General features: G+C 59.2%; 16 protein-coding genes and 1 riboswitch. Of the genes, 5 read left to right on the plus strand and 11 right to left on the minus strand.

Annotated features, from left to right (window positions below):
- Positions 1-136 precede the first annotated feature (136 nt).
- The 3 genes from dusC to H7K56_RS04690 all read right to left on the minus strand — a co-directional run bounded on the left by dusC (position 137) and on the right by H7K56_RS04690 (position 3,142).
- On the minus strand, positions 137-1,099 hold the full coding sequence (gene dusC / locus H7K56_RS04680; protein ID WP_150361793.1) for a tRNA dihydrouridine(16) synthase DusC: 963 nt from the start codon (positions 1,097-1,099) through the stop codon (positions 137-139).
- 4 nt (positions 1,100-1,103) lie between these two features.
- Positions 1,104-2,510, minus strand: coding sequence for an ATP-dependent RNA helicase RhlE (gene rhlE / locus H7K56_RS04685; protein ID WP_021508484.1), 1,407 nt, complete (start codon positions 2,508-2,510; stop codon positions 1,104-1,106).
- A 239-nt stretch (positions 2,511-2,749) separates the two neighbouring features.
- On the minus strand, positions 2,750-3,142 hold the full coding sequence (locus H7K56_RS04690) for a YbhQ family protein (protein ID WP_021508485.1): 393 nt from the start codon (positions 3,140-3,142) through the stop codon (positions 2,750-2,752).
- A 176-nt stretch (positions 3,143-3,318) separates the two neighbouring features.
- Here H7K56_RS04690 and H7K56_RS04695 point away from each other — a divergent pair, with 176 nt between their 5' ends.
- The 3 genes from H7K56_RS04695 to H7K56_RS04705 are packed head-to-tail and all read left to right on the plus strand — an operon-like array spanning position 3,319 to position 6,286.
- The gene (locus H7K56_RS04695; protein ID WP_150361781.1) at positions 3,319-4,080 is read left to right on the plus strand and encodes an endonuclease/exonuclease/phosphatase family protein; all 762 of its coding nucleotides are present in this window, start codon (positions 3,319-3,321) and stop codon (positions 4,078-4,080) included.
- Entirely contained in the window at positions 4,077-5,321 is a 1,245-nt protein-coding gene (gene clsB / locus H7K56_RS04700) for a cardiolipin synthase ClsB (RefSeq protein WP_150361780.1), read from the plus strand. The genes H7K56_RS04695 and clsB overlap by 4 nt, the downstream gene beginning before the upstream one ends.
- A complete protein-coding gene (locus H7K56_RS04705; RefSeq protein ID WP_058757844.1) occupies positions 5,321-6,286 on the plus strand; it encodes a lysylphosphatidylglycerol synthase domain-containing protein in 966 nt (321 codons plus the stop codon). Before clsB ends, H7K56_RS04705 begins: the two co-directional genes overlap by 1 nt.
- Positions 6,287-6,422: 136 nt before the next feature.
- On the opposite strand, the gene H7K56_RS04710 is transcribed toward H7K56_RS04705, so the two are convergent.
- The 7 genes from H7K56_RS04710 to moaA form a co-directional block, all read right to left on the minus strand.
- A complete protein-coding gene (locus H7K56_RS04710; RefSeq protein WP_021508489.1) occupies positions 6,423-7,130 on the minus strand; it encodes a Bax inhibitor-1/YccA family protein in 708 nt (235 codons plus the stop codon).
- A gap of 57 nt (positions 7,131-7,187) precedes the next feature.
- On the minus strand, positions 7,188-8,282 hold the full coding sequence (locus H7K56_RS04715) for a DUF1615 domain-containing protein (RefSeq protein WP_104092716.1): 1,095 nt from the start codon (positions 8,280-8,282) through the stop codon (positions 7,188-7,190).
- An 82-nt stretch (positions 8,283-8,364) separates the two neighbouring features.
- Positions 8,365-8,817, minus strand: a complete 453-nt coding sequence (moaE, locus tag H7K56_RS04720) for a molybdopterin synthase catalytic subunit MoaE (protein ID WP_021508491.1) — start codon at positions 8,815-8,817, stop codon at positions 8,365-8,367.
- A 2-nt stretch (positions 8,818-8,819) separates the two neighbouring features.
- On the minus strand, positions 8,820-9,065 hold the full coding sequence (gene moaD, locus H7K56_RS04725; protein WP_058757846.1) for a molybdopterin synthase sulfur carrier subunit: 246 nt from the start codon (positions 9,063-9,065) through the stop codon (positions 8,820-8,822).
- Positions 9,058-9,543: a cyclic pyranopterin monophosphate synthase MoaC gene (gene moaC, locus H7K56_RS04730; protein WP_058757847.1), complete on the minus strand. Its 486-nt coding sequence runs from the start codon at positions 9,541-9,543 to the stop codon at positions 9,058-9,060. Before moaC ends, moaD begins: the two co-directional genes overlap by 8 nt.
- Positions 9,544-9,545: 2 nt before the next feature.
- Positions 9,546-10,061, minus strand: a complete 516-nt coding sequence (gene moaB, locus H7K56_RS04735) for a molybdenum cofactor biosynthesis protein B (RefSeq protein WP_058769469.1) — start codon at positions 10,059-10,061, stop codon at positions 9,546-9,548.
- A 17-nt stretch (positions 10,062-10,078) separates the two neighbouring features.
- Complete coding sequence (moaA, locus tag H7K56_RS04740) at positions 10,079-11,065, minus strand: GTP 3',8-cyclase MoaA (protein WP_021508495.1); 987 nt, start codon at positions 11,063-11,065, stop codon at positions 10,079-10,081.
- Positions 11,054-11,190, minus strand: a riboswitch (molybdenum cofactor riboswitch). (Overlaps the previous gene by 12 nt.)
- Before the next feature lie 195 nt (positions 11,191-11,385).
- On the opposite strand from moaA, the gene H7K56_RS04745 reads away from it, so the two are divergent.
- The gene (locus tag H7K56_RS04745) at positions 11,386-12,288 is read left to right on the plus strand and encodes a gluconeogenesis factor YvcK family protein (RefSeq protein WP_150361779.1); all 903 of its coding nucleotides are present in this window, start codon (positions 11,386-11,388) and stop codon (positions 12,286-12,288) included.
- Positions 12,289-12,318: 30 nt separating this feature from the next.
- Here the strand turns inward: H7K56_RS04745 and uvrB are convergent, their stop codons facing one another.
- Positions 12,319-14,340: an excinuclease ABC subunit UvrB gene (gene uvrB / locus H7K56_RS04750; RefSeq protein ID WP_021508497.1), complete on the minus strand. Its 2,022-nt coding sequence runs from the start codon at positions 14,338-14,340 to the stop codon at positions 12,319-12,321.
- 918 nt (positions 14,341-15,258) lie between these two features.
- Between uvrB and H7K56_RS04755 the strand changes: the two genes are divergently transcribed.
- Positions 15,259-15,975 carry an ABC transporter ATP-binding protein gene (locus H7K56_RS04755; RefSeq protein WP_021508499.1) on the plus strand — a complete coding sequence of 239 codons (717 nt, stop codon included), beginning with the start codon at positions 15,259-15,261 and terminating at the stop codon, positions 15,973-15,975.
- The last annotated feature ends 33 nt before the right edge of the window (positions 15,976-16,008 follow it).

Consider the following 16,008-nt stretch of genomic DNA (forward strand, 5'->3'; position numbering starts at 1 on the left):
ACTATACCGGTTAGCAGACTAAGGATCGCGGCTTTTTTTGTTATAAAACATGGCGGCAGCGCACGCTTTCACCGGATGATCGCTGGCTTGCCCGTTAACGCGGCGGACCTGACGGTTCAGGTACCACCGCTCAGGTTCAGATGCAGGACACCTGGGCCATGCGTGCGGCATGGCGTTCGATGGCGCTGGCGATCTCGGCGGAGACACGCAGCGTGCGGATCTCGCTGAACAGGCCGTCGGCCTCATGGTAGGCTTTGCGCAGATAGCCCAGCCACTGCTTGATGCGCGCCACGTGATAATTGCCGGTATCACCCTGCTTTTCCAGCTGGGTGTAGCGCAGCAGCAGCTCAACCACCTGCGACCACGGCATCGGGGCTTCGTTGTATTTCACCACGCGCCCCAGGTTAGGCACATTGAGCGCGCCGCGCCCGAGCATGACCGCGTCGCAGCCGGTAATGCGCAGGCAATCCTGCGCATCCTGCCAGTCCCAGATTTCGCCGTTGGCGATCACCGGAATTGTCAGACGCTGGCGAATCTCACCAATCGCCTGCCAGTTGATGCTCTCTGCGCGATAGCCGTCCTCTTTGGTCCGGCCATGCACCACCAGCTCGCTGGCACCGGCCTGCTGCACCGCATCGGCGATCTCGAAACGCCGCGCGCCCGAATCCCAGCCGAGCCGCACTTTCACCGTGACCGGCAGATGAGCGGGCACCGCCTCGCGCATCGCTTTGGCACCGCGATAGATCAGCTCCGGATCTTTCAGCAGCGTCGCACCGCCGCCGCTGCCGTTCACCAGCTTCGACGGGCAGCCGCAGTTGAGGTCAACGCCCCACGAACCCAGCTCCACCGCGCGTGCAGCGTTTTCTGCCAGCCACTCAGGATACTGGCCCAGCAGCTGCATGCGCACGCGCGTGCCGGAGGGCGTCCGGCTGTGATGGTGCAGTTCCGGACACAAACGGTAGAAGGATTTTACCGGCAGCAGCTGATCGACCACGCGTAAAAACTCAGTGACGCACAGGTCATAGTCATTCACACCGGAGAGCAGTTCACGTACCAGCGAATCCAGTACGCCTTCCATAGGCGCCAGTAAAACCCGCATACCGTTACGCGTTCCCGTTGCTCTTCGCTGCCGGACGACGTGAGCGCGCCGGTTTACCCGCGTTGCCTGCCGCCGGGCCGTTGTTGCCCGGACGACGCGGTGCACGCGCCTCGCCCTGTGGACGCGCGCCGCCGTTACCGGCGCTGGCACGCTGACCATTGCCGCCGCTGCGGCTGCGCGGTGCGTCAGCACCCTGCCCCGGCGCGCGGCCCTGGCCACGTCCGCGTGGCTGCTGCTGACGGCCATTCTGAATCGGCTCCGCCTTGATGCTCGGATCCGGCTCAAAGCCCGGCAGCGCAATGCGCGGAATTTCCCGCTTCAGCAGGCGCTCGATATCACGCAGCAGCTTGTGCTCGTCCACGCACACCAGCGACAGCGCAGCACCGGTGGCCGCGGCACGACCGGTACGGCCGATGCGGTGCACGTAATCTTCCGCCACGTTCGGCAGCTCGTAGTTGACCACGTGCGGCAGCTCTTCGATATCCAGACCGCGCGCGGCAATATCCGTTGCCACCAGCACGCGAATGCCGCCGGTTTTGAAGTCGGCCAGCGCACGGGTACGCGCGCCCTGGCTCTTATTGCCATGGATCGCGGCGGCAGTGATGCCATCTTTGTTGAGCTGCTCAGCGAGGTGGTTAGCACCGTGCTTGGTGCGGGTGAACACCAGCACCTGCTGCCAGTTGTCGCGACCAATCATCAGCGACAGCAGTTCCCGTTTGCGCTTCTTATCGACAAAATGCACCTGCTGCGACACCTGCTCGGAAGCGGTGTTGCGGCGTGCCACTTCCACCTGTTCCGGGTTGGTGAGCAGTTTTTCCGCCAGCGCTTTGATCTCGTCCGAGAAGGTGGCAGAGAACAGCAGGTTCTGCCGTTTGGCCGGCAGTTTTGCCAGCACGCGGCGAATGTCGTGGATAAAGCCCATGTCGAGCATACGATCCGCTTCGTCCAGCACCAGGATTTCCACCTGCGACAGATCGACCGCGTTCTGGTGCGCCAGATCGAGCAGACGCCCCGGCGTGGCGATCAGTACATCAACGCCGCCGCGCAGTTTCATCATCTGCGGATTAATGCTGACGCCGCCGAACACCACCAGCGAACGCATGTTGAGGTACTGGCTGTATTCACGTACGTTTTCGCCAACCTGCGCCGCCAGTTCACGGGTTGGAGTGAGGATCAGCGCACGTACCGGACGGCGACCGCGCGCCGCTGCCGGTTTTTCTGACAGACGCTGCAGCAGAGGCAGCGTGAAACCGGCGGTTTTACCCGTGCCGGTCTGGGCGCTCGCCAGCAGGTCACGACCGGCCAGCACCACGGGAATCGCCTGACGCTGGATTGGCGTCGGTTCACGGTAGCCCTGTTCTGCTACCGCACGCAAAATATCGGCATTCAAGCCGAGAGAGTCAAAAGACATGCAGGTGTATTACTCCGAACCGCCCTGATCGCGCTGCGCGATGTAGTTTTCAGGGGGGATATGACGCAGCCTCGAGGCCTGCGTGTGAAAAGGGCACAAACTACCATGCGTAAGAGCGGCAGTGTAGCAGCTTTCCGCAAGAACCGCGACCAGCAAAACGTGAGGGCGATGGGCCGCTGCGCGGTAGCGCATAAAAAAGGAGCCGCAGTGGGCTCCTCTTTTCTTGCTGGCACGTCCGCTTAGCTGCGTTTTTTCTGCACGCGCTGCGGTGGCTCTTTGGCCAGCAGCGACACCAGCGCCGGGCCCACCAGCATTACCACGCCCAGACAACCAATCAGCAGATTGTTGTGGATGAAGCGTGAAATCAGGAACAGCGTCAGCATCGCCGCGCCGAAGTAGTATGTCGTCGTCACTTCTTCCAGAGAGTCACCAAAGCGGCGCAAACGGGCACTACGCTGCAGGGCCAGCATGGTGATGAACACCAGCGCATAAGCTGCCACCAGGGTACTGCTCACTTCGACCAGTGCCTTATGTTTCCAGCCCCACACCAGCGCCGCGATCACCAGCAGGTGGGTCGCAATATGCAGGCAGGTTTGACCGGTAACAATCTGAACACGATTAGACCATTTCATTCTCTTCTCCTGGCAGACCCAACAGGTCGCCCAAGTGTATCTGACCGCAGCCAGACGGATTTCCTCAATGTAAAGCAAATTTCGGATAACACCCTAATTTTCTGTCTCCAGCACCACCCATTTGTGACAAAGACTACACTTTGTTCTGTTGATGATGAAAAGGAGCGCGTCGCAGTATGCCACAAAATACGCAAGGATCTTCATTTAAAGTCCTGACGATCAATACCCATAAGGGGTTCACCAGCTTTAACCGTCGCTTTATCCTGCCGGAACTGCGCGACGCAGTGCGCGCGACCTCGGCGGATATCGTCTTTTTACAGGAAGTGATGGGCACGCACGCCATCCACTCCGCACACATTAAAAACTGGCCGGAAAATTCGCACTACGAATACCTTGCCGACACCATGTGGCACGATTTCGCTTACGGCCGCAACGCGGTCTATCCCGAGGGCCATCACGGCAACGCGATACTGTCACGCTTTCCGATCACCGAATACCAAAACCGCGATATTTCTGTCGCTGGCAGTGAGAAACGCGGCATGTTGCACTGCCAGATCAGCCTGCCGGATCGGCCGGAACCGATTCATACGTTGTGCGTGCACCTCGGCCTGAAAGAGAAGCATCGTCTGGCGCAGATGCGCATGATGTGTGAACTGATTGAGTCGCTGCCACCGGATGCGCCCCTGGTGGTAGCCGGCGATTTTAATGACTGGCAGGTACGCGCTAATCGATTTTTACAGCGCGGAGCCGGTCTGCAGGAGGTGTTTAGCATGAAAAACGGTCGCCCGGCACGCACCTTCCCGGCGCGCTTTCCGCTGCTGCGTCTTGATCGCATTTATATCCGTAATGCGTCGGTGAGCCAGCCGTGGGCGTTGCCGGTGAAACCCTGGTCACATCTGTCCGATCATGCCCCGCTGGCCGTGGAGATCTTTCTATGAATTTCAGCTGGCGCGAAGGTAACCAGCTGCGACTGCTGGAAAATGGCGATCAATTCTTTCCGCGCGTCTCCGGCGCGATCCAGCGCGCCCAGCGTACGCTGCTGCTGGAGACGTTTATCCTGTTTGAAGATGAGGTCGGTAAGGCGCTGCACCGCGATCTGCTGGCCGCCGCGCAGCGCGGTGTTAAGGTGGAAGTGATGGTGGATGGCTACGGCTCGCCGGATCTTTCCACCCAGTACATCAACAGCCTGACCGAAGCAGGCGTGCGCTTTATCTATTACGATCCGCGCCCGCTGGTGATGGGCATGCGCACCAACGTGTTCCGCCGTCTGCATCGCAAAATTGTGGTGATTGATGAGGAGATTGCGTTTGTTGGCGGTATCAATTTCTCCGCCGAGCACAACACCGATTACGGGCCGGAAGCCAAGCAGGATTACGCCGTGGAGGTGAAAGGGCCGGTGGTGCGGGACATCGCACGCTATGTACAGCAGGCGATCGGCAGCGAACAGGTGACGCGCCGCTGGTGGGGCGCGCGCTCCCAGCGCCTGGCGGTGAACGCCCTGCCCGGGGATGCGCAGGTGCTGTTTGTCTACCGCGATAACGATGAGCACCGCGACGACATCGAACAGCACTATCTCGATATGCTGCGCAAGGCGAAGCAGGATGTGATTATCGCCAACGCCTACTTCTTCCCCGGCTATCGCCTGCTGCGGGAAATGCGCAGTGCGGCTCAGCGCGGTGTGCGCGTGCGGCTGATTGTGCAGGGTGAACCGGACATGCCGATTGTCAAAGTCGGCGCCGAGCTGCTGTACAACTATCTGGTGGATGCTGGCGTTGAAGTGTACGAGTACTGCCGTCGCCCGTTACATGGCAAAGTGGCGGTGCAGGATCAGCAGTGGTCAACGGTGGGTTCCAGCAACCTCGACCCGCTCAGCCTGTCGCTGAATCTCGAAGCCAACCTGATCATTCACGACCACGCCTTCAACCAGACGCTGCGCGATAACCTTGAGCAGCTGCTGGCTGCGGACTGCGTGCGCGTCGATGAAGACAAGCTGCCGCCGCGCACCTGGTGGCAGCTGACCAAGAGCGTCATCGTGTTCCATTTCCTGCGCCATTTCCCGGCCATCGCCGGCTGGCTGCCTGCCCATACGCCCCATTTGTCTCAGGTCGATCCGCCGGTGCAGCCGGAAATGGAAACCCAGGACCGGGTTGAAGCCGATAACGAAGGAGCGAAACCCTGATGAGCAAAAAGAACCCGCGCTGGCAGTTAGCGAAAAAAATCCTTACCTGGCTGTTCTTCATTGCGGTGATCGTGCTGCTGGTGGTTTACGCACGCAAGGTGAACTGGGAGGACGTGTATAAGGTCATCGTCGGCTATAACCGCTACGTGGTACTGAGCGCCGCCGCGTTAGTGGTGGTGAGCTACCTCACCTATGGTCTGTACGATTTGATTGGTCGCGCCTACTGCGGGCATAAGCTGGCCAAACGTCAGGTGATGCTGGTGTCATTCATCTGTTACGCCTTTAACCTGACGCTGAGCACCTGGGTGGGCGGTGTGGCGATGCGCTATCGCCTCTATTCGCGCCTCGGCCTGCCCGGCGGCACTATCACGCGCATCTTTTCACTGAGTATTGCCACTAACTGGCTCGGCTACATTTTGCTTGGCGGCGTAGTGTTTGTCTCCGGCATGGTGCCGATTCCGCCCGGCTGGTTCATCGGCGAAGGCACGCTACGGGTAATTGGTGCGGTACTGCTGGCGATGGTGGCGGTTTATCTGTGGGCCTGTGCTTTCGCGAAGAAGCGCCGCTGGACGGTGAAGGGCCAGCATCTGCAGCTGCCCTCACTGCGCATGGCGCTGTTTCAGTTTGCCGTTTCCTGCGCCAACTGGATGGTGATGGGCACCATTATCTGGCTGCTGCTGGCGCGTGAAGTGGATTATCCAATCGTGCTGGGGGTGCTGTTAATCAGCAGTATTGCCGGGGTGATTATTCATATTCCGGCGGGCATTGGCGTGCTTGAAGCAGTGTTCCTCGCGCTGCTCAGCGGCCAGCATGCCTCGCACGGTGAGATTATCGCCGCGCTGCTGGCTTATCGCGTGCTCTATTTTATTCTGCCGCTGCTGCTGGCACTGGTGCTGTATCTGTGGCTGGAGAGCCGCGCGAAGCATTTACGGCAGAAGAATGAGCGCAAGATGGCGGCACGATAAGGCGTGCCAGGTGGAAGATGAAGAACGCGTAATACATTGCGCCGCTACGGAGAAGGTGAAACGGGCTGATAAGTACAAACCGTTCACCTGGCCGTAGCGGCGCGATTATTTTCACAGCCTTAATGGCTGGTGACTGTTAACGACGGTTACCGAAAATCCGCAGCAGCATCAGGAACAGGTTGATGAAATCGAGATACAGCGTCAGCGCGCCCATGATGGAGAAGCGGCGCAGATTCTCTTTATCGTTAACATCAATGCCCTCACCGATGGCTTTCAGCTTCTGCGTGTCGTAAGCCGTCAGGCCCACAAACACCACCACGCCGATATAGGTAATCGCCCACATCAGCGCCGGGCTTTTCAGCCAGAAGTTCACCAGCGACGCCAGCAGAATGCCGATCAGCGCCATAAACAGCAGGCTGCCGAAGCGGCTCAGGTCGCGTTTGGTGGTGTAGCCGTAAAAGCTCATGGCACCAAACATGCCCGCGGTAACGAAGAAGGTACTGGCGATCGACGAGTAGGTATAAACAAGGAAAATACTCGCCATTGTCAGCCCGGTCAGCGCGGAATAGAGCATAAACAGCCCGGTCGCCACGGCGCCGCTCATGCGCTGCACCATGCCGGAAAGCACGAATACCAGCGCCAGCTGCGCGATAATCAGGCCGAAGAAGGTGATGCGATTGGCAAACACCAGCTCCATGACGGCAGGCGTGCGCGCGGCAAACCACGACACAAACGCCGTCAGCAGTAAGCCGCAGGTCATCCAGCCATACACCTGCGCCATATAGGTTTGCAGCCCGGTCGACGCCTGCTGCACGATTGAACCATTACGTGGATATCGATCCATGATGCACCTCTTTAAAAGTTACTGATAACGTCAGTGTGAAGTGTACACCACCGATCGTCAACGGCGCGTCATACACTGCTGATATCGCCCGTCAACCCGCTGGGCAAACCACGCGGTGGTGAGATTACGGGTAATTTTCGGGCTCTCCAGCTTAATGCCCGGCAGCACTTCGCGCGGCAGACGTTTTCCCGCCATCTTATCGGCGAGGATAAAGGTCTGTTTCCACAGCGTGCTGTCGCTGAAGCTTTCGCTGTCGCCCTTCTCCAGATCGCGGCGAATTTCCCGCGGGCTCATGTCCAGCTGCTTCGCCAGCGTGCGCACCGCCAGTTCGGTGGCGCTCGCCTGTTCGCTGCCGTAGCGGATCAGGTCGCCGTCCAGCGCCAGTTTGATGCCGCTGGCACGCGCCACCGCAGCCTGGAACGCGGCGTTGCGGCTGGCGTACCAGCCGGCGTTGAAGTCGGCGAAGCGATACAGCGGCTGGCTGTAGTCTACCGGATAGCCCAGCAGGTGCAGCGTGCCGAAGTAGATACCGCCGCGCCGGCTAAACACTTCGCGCCGGATTGAACCGTCAATCGGGTATGGATAGCCCTGCGCATGCGCTTCGGCAAAGGCAATGCTGACCTGCATCGGCCCGCCGGTGTGGATTGGGTTGAGATTACCGAACAGCTTCTGCCCCATCGGCACCATATCGATAAAGTCATCAAAAATGGCGCTCAGCTCTTTCTCGCTGTGCACCTTATCGAGACGTGCCGCGTAGCTCTCGCCGTTGGAGGATTTGATCAGTAACGCGGTGCGCACCAGAAACGCCGGCACGTGCACGCTGGCGGCGCGGCGGTCAATCTCCGCCCAGGCGATTTTTGGCAGACCCGGCACGGTGGCATCGGCGCTGAAGTTAGATTCCTGATCGGTCACGGCGATCACCGCGCAAATGTTGCTGGCGCTGGCGTCGATGTGCTGCACGCGCAGCGCGGTATAGATGTCGTCGGCCCAGGCCGATTTTTGCGTCACATGGGCGGGCAGCAATTGCTGAATCTGCGCTTTCACGTCAGCGGGCTGGCGGGCCGGTAGCTGCGGCTCCTTTTTGGTGCTGCATCCGGCCAGCACCAGCGCAGCCAGCAGCGCTGCGCCGCGTAATATCGTGTTGGTGTTCATCCTGCTCCCTGATAAGCCAGCAAAAACCGTACCTTACCGTTTTCGTGGTCTGGCGGCTATCAGCGCGGGCGGATTTTGCGCGCTAGTTCCAGCGTTCAGCGGCCTGATGGTCGCTGTCGCGGGCATCGACCCAGCGATCGCCCTGCGCGGTGGCTTCGCGCTTCCAGAACGGCGCGCGGGTTTTCAGGTAATCCATGATGAATTCACTGGCGGCAAAGGCGCTGCCGCGATGGGCGCTGCTGACGCCAACGAACACGATCTCATCACCGGGGAACAGTTCGCCTACGCGATGAATCACCGTCACCTGCTGCAGCGCCCAGCGCTGACGCGCATCCGCCACAATCTCTGCCAGCGCTTTTTCCGTCATACCCGGATAGTGCTCCAGCGTTAACGCGGCCACGCTGTCGCCAAGATTGTGGTTGCGGACTTTGCCGGTGAAGGTGACGACCGCGCCGTCGCTGTCATGCGCTGCCAGCAGCGCATACTCGTCGCCAACGTTAAACGGCGCGCTGCCGACGCGAATTCGGGTTGTCATGCTCAGCCTCCGGTAACCGGCGGGAAGAACGCCACTTCATCGCCGGCGCGCAGCGGATGATTCATCGGCACCAGCGTCTGATTCACCGCCGCCAGCAGCTTGCCGGACTCCAGCGCCAGCGCCCAGCGATCGCTTTTCTGCGCCAGCGCAGCGCGCAGCGTGGCGACGTCAGCATACTCTGCCGCCAGATCCAGCGTGGCGGTGCCGGTCAGTTCGCGCACCTGGGCAAAAAACAGCACCTTAATCATGGCGCACCGCCTGGAAATCACCGGATTTACCGCCGCTTTTGCTCAGCAGCCGCAGCTGGTCGATGACGATATCTTTCTGCACCGCTTTGCACATGTCGTAGATGGTCAGCGCCGCGACCGACGCGGCGGTCAGCGCTTCCATTTCCACGCCGGTTTTGCCGCTCAGGCGACAGCGCGAGGTAATGCGTACGCGGCTGTGCTCCGGCTCAGCCACCAGCGTCACCTCGACTTTGCTCAGCATCAGCGGATGGCACAGCGGAATCAGTTCCCAGGTACGCTTCGCCGCCTGGATGCCGGCAATGCGTGCGGTGGCGAAAACATCGCCTTTGTCATGGCTGCCGTCGAGGATCATTTGCAGCGTGGCCGGCTGCATCAGCACCAGCGCTTCCGCCTGCGCTTCTCGCACGGTGTCAGTTTTGCCGGAGACGTCCACCATGTGGGCTTCGCCGGCCGCGTTGATATGGGTTAACGAGGACATGCTTATAACTTCTTCAAATGTGAGACAAAATTACACGGACGCGTACGCGCATCCAGCTGGGCTTCAATAATCCGCTCCCATGCACTGCGGCAGGCACCGGTTGAGCCCGGCACGGCAAACAGCAGCGTCTGGTTGGCCAGACCGGCCACCGCGCGTGATTGCAGCGTCGCGCTGCCGATCTCCTCGTAAGAGATCATGCGAAACAGTTCACCAAAGCCGTCAATTTCGCGATCCAGCAGCGGCAGCAGCGCTTCCGGCGTACTGTTTTTACTGTTAAAGCCGGTACCGCCGTTAATCAGCACCACCTGCACATCTTCACTGGCGATCCAGCGCGACACCGTGGCGCGGATGCGATAACGGTTGTCCGGGACGATGGCGTGATCGACCACCTGATGCCCGGCTTCGGTCAGCGCCTCACGCAGATAGTCGCCGGAGCTGTCACTGCTGGCGTCGCGGCTGTCAGAGACGGTCATCACCGCCGCATTTAAGGCGACAAAATCGCCGGAAGGTTTACCCATGGCCGTAACTCCTGTGTTTAGCCACCAATGAAGGAGAGATTCTGCGTGATGCCGGTATTGCCCTGATGCAGGAAATGCGTCTGCTTCTTCTGCCCGAGGCTGTGAGCGATGCGCGCCTGTAGCTCGGCCTGCTGATCGTCGGAGGCCAGCAGATCGCGCAGCGGCACGCCGCCGTCGCCAAACAGGCACAGATGCAGGTTACCGATCGCCGATACGCGCAGACGATTACAGCTGGCGCAGAAATCTTTTTCATACGGCATGATCAGGCCGACTTCACCCTGATAATCCGGATGGCGGAACACCTGGGCCGGACCATCGCTGCGGCCGCGCGGCTGGCGCTGCCAGCCCTGCATGATCAGCTGATCGCGAATCACCTCGCCGGACACATGATGACGGCGGAACAGATCGCCGCCCTCGCCGGTTTCCATCAGCTCGATAAAGCGCAGCTGAATCGGCCGGGTGCGGATCCACGCCAGAAAGGTCTCCAGACTGTGGCTGTTGACGTCGCGCATCAGCACGCTGTTGACTTTGACGGTGCTGAAACCGGCATCAAAGGCCGCATCAATCCCCGCCATGACTTCATGAAACTTGTTCTGCCCGGTAATGGCGTGAAACTGCCGTGCGTCAAGGCTGTCGACGCTGACATTGATATGAGTGAGGCCTGCCGCACGCCAGGCGCCGACGTCGCGCGCCATGCGGTAGCCATTGGTGGTCATGGCGATCTGGCGGATCGCCGCGTTGTCGCGCACGGCGGCAATGATATCGGTGAAGTCGCGCCGCATCGAGGGTTCGCCGCCGGTCAGGCGCACTTTTTCGGTGCCCGCCGCCGCAAAGGCACGCGTCACGCGACGAATCTCATCCAGCGAGAGAAAACTTTTGTTGTGCACGCCGTTCGGCCGGTAGCCGTCGGGCAGGCAGTAGGTACAACGGAAGTTACACACATCCGTGACCGACAGGCGCAGATAATAAAAGCTGCGCGCATAGGCATCTGTAAATTGTGGCACCTGAACACCTTTCCAAAGTACGGGAGATGCAGTCATTTCTTTCTGCACCCTGGCAGCTCGCGGCTGCGGCCAGGCATCCATATCACACGACTTAGGAACGCAAGGCTTGGGAGTCTGTTGTCATTGTGGACAACACGGTTAAAGCAAATGGTAGCGCGATTTGACGCTCGCATCCATCAGCATTTATCGCTATATATATTGATACATAACGTTATTTCACCGCATTTTCGCGACAGGATACGGTAAAATGCGCGACAGATATTGATACACATCAGTTGAACGCCGTCTGCACCTCACGTGCGGCGTTTTTAAGGAGCAGCATGAATCGTACCCTGGCAGATTTGGATCGCGTGGTGGCACTCGGCGGCGGCCACGGCCTTGGCCGCGTGATGTCGGCGCTGGCGCCGCTGGGCTCACGCCTGACCGGCATCGTCACCACCACCGACAACGGCGGATCCACCGGCCGCATACGCCGTTCAGAAGGCGGCATTGCCTGGGGCGACATGCGCAACTGCATTAATCAGCTGATCACCGAACCCAGCGTGGCCTCTGCCATGTTCGAGTATCGCTTTACCGGCAACGGCGAACTGGCCGGGCATAATCTGGGCAATCTGATCCTGAAAGCGCTCGATCACCTCAGCGTGCGTCCGCTGGAAGCCATCAACATTATCCGCAACCTGCTGAAGGTGGATGCGTTTCTGATTCCGATGTCAGAGCAGCCGGTGGACCTGGTCGCGCAGGATAGCGAAGGCAATATGGTGTACGGCGAAACGGCGATTGACGAAATGAAGCAGGCGCCGGAAGAGCTGATGCTGCACCCCAATGTGGTGCCGACGCGTGAAGCGCTGGACGCCGTCGCCGAGGCCGATTTGATCCTGATTGGTCCCGGCAGCTTTTACACCAGCCTGATGCCGATTCTGCTGATGGAGGAGATGGCACGCGCGCTGCGCCGGACGCCCGCCACCATGGTGTTCATCGGAAATCTCGGTCGCGAACTGAGCCCGGCGGCGGCCAGCCTGACGGTCGCCGACAAGCTGGCGATGATGGAAAAAGCCATTGGCAAACGGGTGATTGACGCTGTAGTGGTCGGCCCGTCAGCAGACACGCGCGGCGTCACTGAGCGGTTGATCGTGCGCGAACCGCTGGAAGCCGCCGATATCCGCTATCGTCACGACCGCCAGCTGCTGCGCCGCGCGCTGGAACATGTCATTCAGGCGGTTTAGCCGGCGCGCAACGCGACCGCCGGCTTCAGATTAAGAGGCGGCGATAAACAGTTCACGCAGCTCGTGCAGCTGGTCGCGCACCCGCGCGGCCTCTTCGAACTCCAGGTTCTGCGCGTGCTGCTGCATCTGCCCTTCCAGCTCGTGGATCTTCTTCTGCATGGCCTGGGGCGTGAGCGCCAGATAGCTGGCCTCAGCCTCGGCGGCAGTGCGTGAAGCCGTTTTACCTTTACCGCGCGTTTTCACCACGTTTTTGCCCAGCTCAAGAATATCGGTGATTTTCTTGTTCAGGCCCTGCGGCACAATGCCCCGCTCTTCGTTATAGCGCTGCTGCTTCTCGCGGCGGCGCTCGGTCTCTTCCATCGCCCGCGCCATCGACGGCGTGATCTTATCTGCGTAGAGAATCGCTCTGCCGTTGACGTTACGCGCCGCGCGTCCGATGGTCTGAATCAGCGAGCGCTCGGAGCGCAGGAAGCCCTCTTTATCGGCGTCCAGAATCGCCACCAGCGACACTTCCGGCATATCCAGCCCTTCGCGCAGCAGGTTGATCCCCACCAGCACGTCAAACTCCCCGAGACGCAGATCGCGAATGATCTCCATACGTTCAACGGTATCAATGTCGGAGTGCAGATAACGCACCTTCTCGCCGTGCTCTTCAAGATACTCGGTGAGGTCTTCGGCCATGCGCTTGGTCAGCGTGGTGACCAGCACGCGCTCGTTGATTTCGACGCGCTTGCGGATCTCCGACAGCAGATCGTCGACCTGGGTCGCCACCGGACGCACCTCAAGAATCGGATCGAGCAGACCGGTAGGCCGCACCACCTGATCGATGACGTCGCCGCCCGATTTCTCCAGCTCGTAGTTACCTGGCGTGGCCGAGACGTAAATGGTCTGCGGTGCCAGCGCTTCAAACTCTTCAAAGCGCAGCGGACGGTTGTCCAGCGCCGACGGCAGGCGGAAACCGTACTCCACCAGCGTCTCTTTACGCGCGCGGTCACCGCGATACATGCCGCCAATCTGCGGAATAGTCACGTGGGATTCATCGACCACCAGCAGGCCATCCGCCGGCAGGTAATCAAACAGCGTCGGCGGCGGCTCACCCGGTCCGCGCCCGGAGAGATAGCGCGAATAGTTTTCAATGCCCGAGCAGTAGCCGAGTTCGTTCATCATTTCGAGGTCAAACTGGGTGCGCTGGGTGATGCGCTGCTCTTCCAGCAGTTTGTTGTTTTCCAGCAGCACTTTGCGCCGCACCGCCAGCTCATCCTTGATCTCTTCCATCGCCTGCAGAATACGCTCGCGCGGCGTCACATAGTGCGTTTTCGGGTAGATAGTGAAACGCGGAATCACCGAGATCACCTGGCCGGTCAGCGGGTCGAACAGCGACAGGCGCTCAACCTCTTCATCAAACAGCTCTACACGCAGACCAATGTCATCAGATTCCGCCGGGAAGATATCGATCACTTCGCCGCGCACGCGGAAGGTGCCGCGCTGGAAAACCTGATCGTTGCGGGTGTACTGCAGTTCGGCGAGGCGGCGCAGGATGCTGCGCTGGTCGATGATCATGCCGCGCGTCAGATGCAGCATCATTTTCAGGTAGAGATCGGGATCGCCCAGGCCGTAGATAGCAGAAACCGACGCCACCACAATCACGTCGCGGCGCTCCAGCATCGCTTTAGTGGCAGAGAGACGCATCTGCTCGATGTGCTCGTTTACCGCCGCATCTTTCTCGATGAAGGTATCCGAACTGGGCACGTAGGCTTCGGGCTGATAGTAGTCGTAGTAGGAGACGAAGAACTCGACGGCATTATCCGGAAAGAACTCTTTCATCTCGCCATACAGCTGTGCCGCCAGCGTTTTATTCGGTGCCATTACCATGGTCGGCCGGTTGAGATCGGCAATGACGTTGGCGATGGTAAAAGTTTTTCCTGAACCGGTAACCCCCAGCAGCGTCTGGTGCGCCAGTCCATCCTCCAGCCCTTCTTCAAGGCGACGAATCGCCTCAGGCTGATCGCCTGAAGGTTTGAAAGCGGAGTTGAGTTTAAAGGCTTTACTCATGGTATTACGGTTCCTGCTGAAGAAGTCGGCGGGCAGGCTGGTAATTCTACTCTGCTATGGCGATTTTGCCAGAAAAAAATACTGGATATAATTACAGATATGCTGCACGATGATGGGGAGATGTCGCGATTCGCTTCAGCGTAATTTATGCGGTAATCCGGAAGCGTTTGTTGCGCAAGGTTATCCCCAGACGAGCAACGCTTTTAACAATTGTCAATAGAGCGTCATTAAATTGCAGTCTGATGACAAGCCAGACAATTCTCAGGCTTGCTTTTAAATAACCTGCTGATTTAAAAGAGATTGGCTTAAAAGCCCAGTTTCGCAGCATTATGTATGCAACCCGCGTATTTCCTCGCTTGCGCCCGGTTTTCAGTCGCTAATGCACAAGGTTATCCACAGGAATAGTGGATAACTGAATCCAGCCCCACGTCCATCGGCTGTGTATAATTTTCCCCTCGCTTATCCTGCCGTGCGAAAAAATTTTTTTTGCGATTATTTTTCCATCATCCCGTGCGGCTTTAACTATTCTTTTGGCGTACCCCATCGTGCCGTAACGGGAAAAAGCCCAGCGTTAAGGCCACTTATTTCTTCAGTCCCTGCCTTATGACAGCACAGATGCACCAGAAACGTTAAGCAGTCAGCACCGTCAAGGTGCACGCGAGTTATTACTGTGGGCAATTGTTAAGCTTTTCTCATCAATTATGGCGATTTTCGCTGCCTTTTACCCCGGTTGAGGCTGCTTTGGCGGATCTGGCCTGGGAATTGCAGTGAATTAACGGTGGAGTGACGAGTCCATGCCGGCAGGATGAACAAGCGCCGCCGGCGACAGCAGTGTCCCAATAGCCATTGTGCATGACTGTATGCCAGACGACACAGAGCGGGAGCATTCAGGCGAATAATCTGGAAGGAGAATGTCAGATGCTGAGTTTACGTTCGGTGAATCAATTTTACGGTCAGAACCATATTTTATGGGATGTGGATCTCGATCTGCCGCCAGGCACCTGCACCGGCGTGCTGGGCAGCCCGGGGATGGGCAAAACCACGCTGGTGAACTGTATTATGGGTCGCCTGCCCATTAATAGTGGATCGATGACCTGGCAGGAAGACGGCGCGCCGCCGGAAAACCTGCTGCTGCAGCCTGCTGAGCAACGCGCGCGCATGGGCATCGGCTACGTACCACAGGGACGCCACATCTTTTCCCAGATGAGCGTGGAAGATAACCTGCTGATTGCGCTGATGGCGGCACAGGACGATCGCAGCCGCGCTATTCCCGAGATGGTGTTCGATCTGTTTCCGGCGCTCTACTCGCTGCGTCATCAGCGCAGCGGCGAACTGCCGATGGATCAGCAGCAGCAGCTGGCCCTGGCGCGCGCGCTGGTGCTGCAGCCGAAACTATTGATCCTCGATGAACCCACCGAAGGCATGTCGCCGTGGCTGGAGGAGGAGATGGGGAATCTGATTCGCCGCCTGAACCGCGACTATGGCCTGACGATTCTGCTGCTGGAACAGCATGTGTCGTTCATTCGCCGCGTGGCAGACTATTTTCTGCTGCTGCATCGTGGCCGCAACGTGGCGCAAGGCAGCGTGGCGCAGCTGGATGATGTCACGGTGAGTAAGTGGTTAACGGCCACCTAGCGTCGGTAGCGTGCGGCGCAGAGTGCTGCGCCG

The organism is Pantoea dispersa, from assembly GCF_014155765.1.
Taxonomy (GTDB): Bacteria; Pseudomonadota; Gammaproteobacteria; order Enterobacterales; family Enterobacteriaceae; genus Pantoea; species Pantoea dispersa.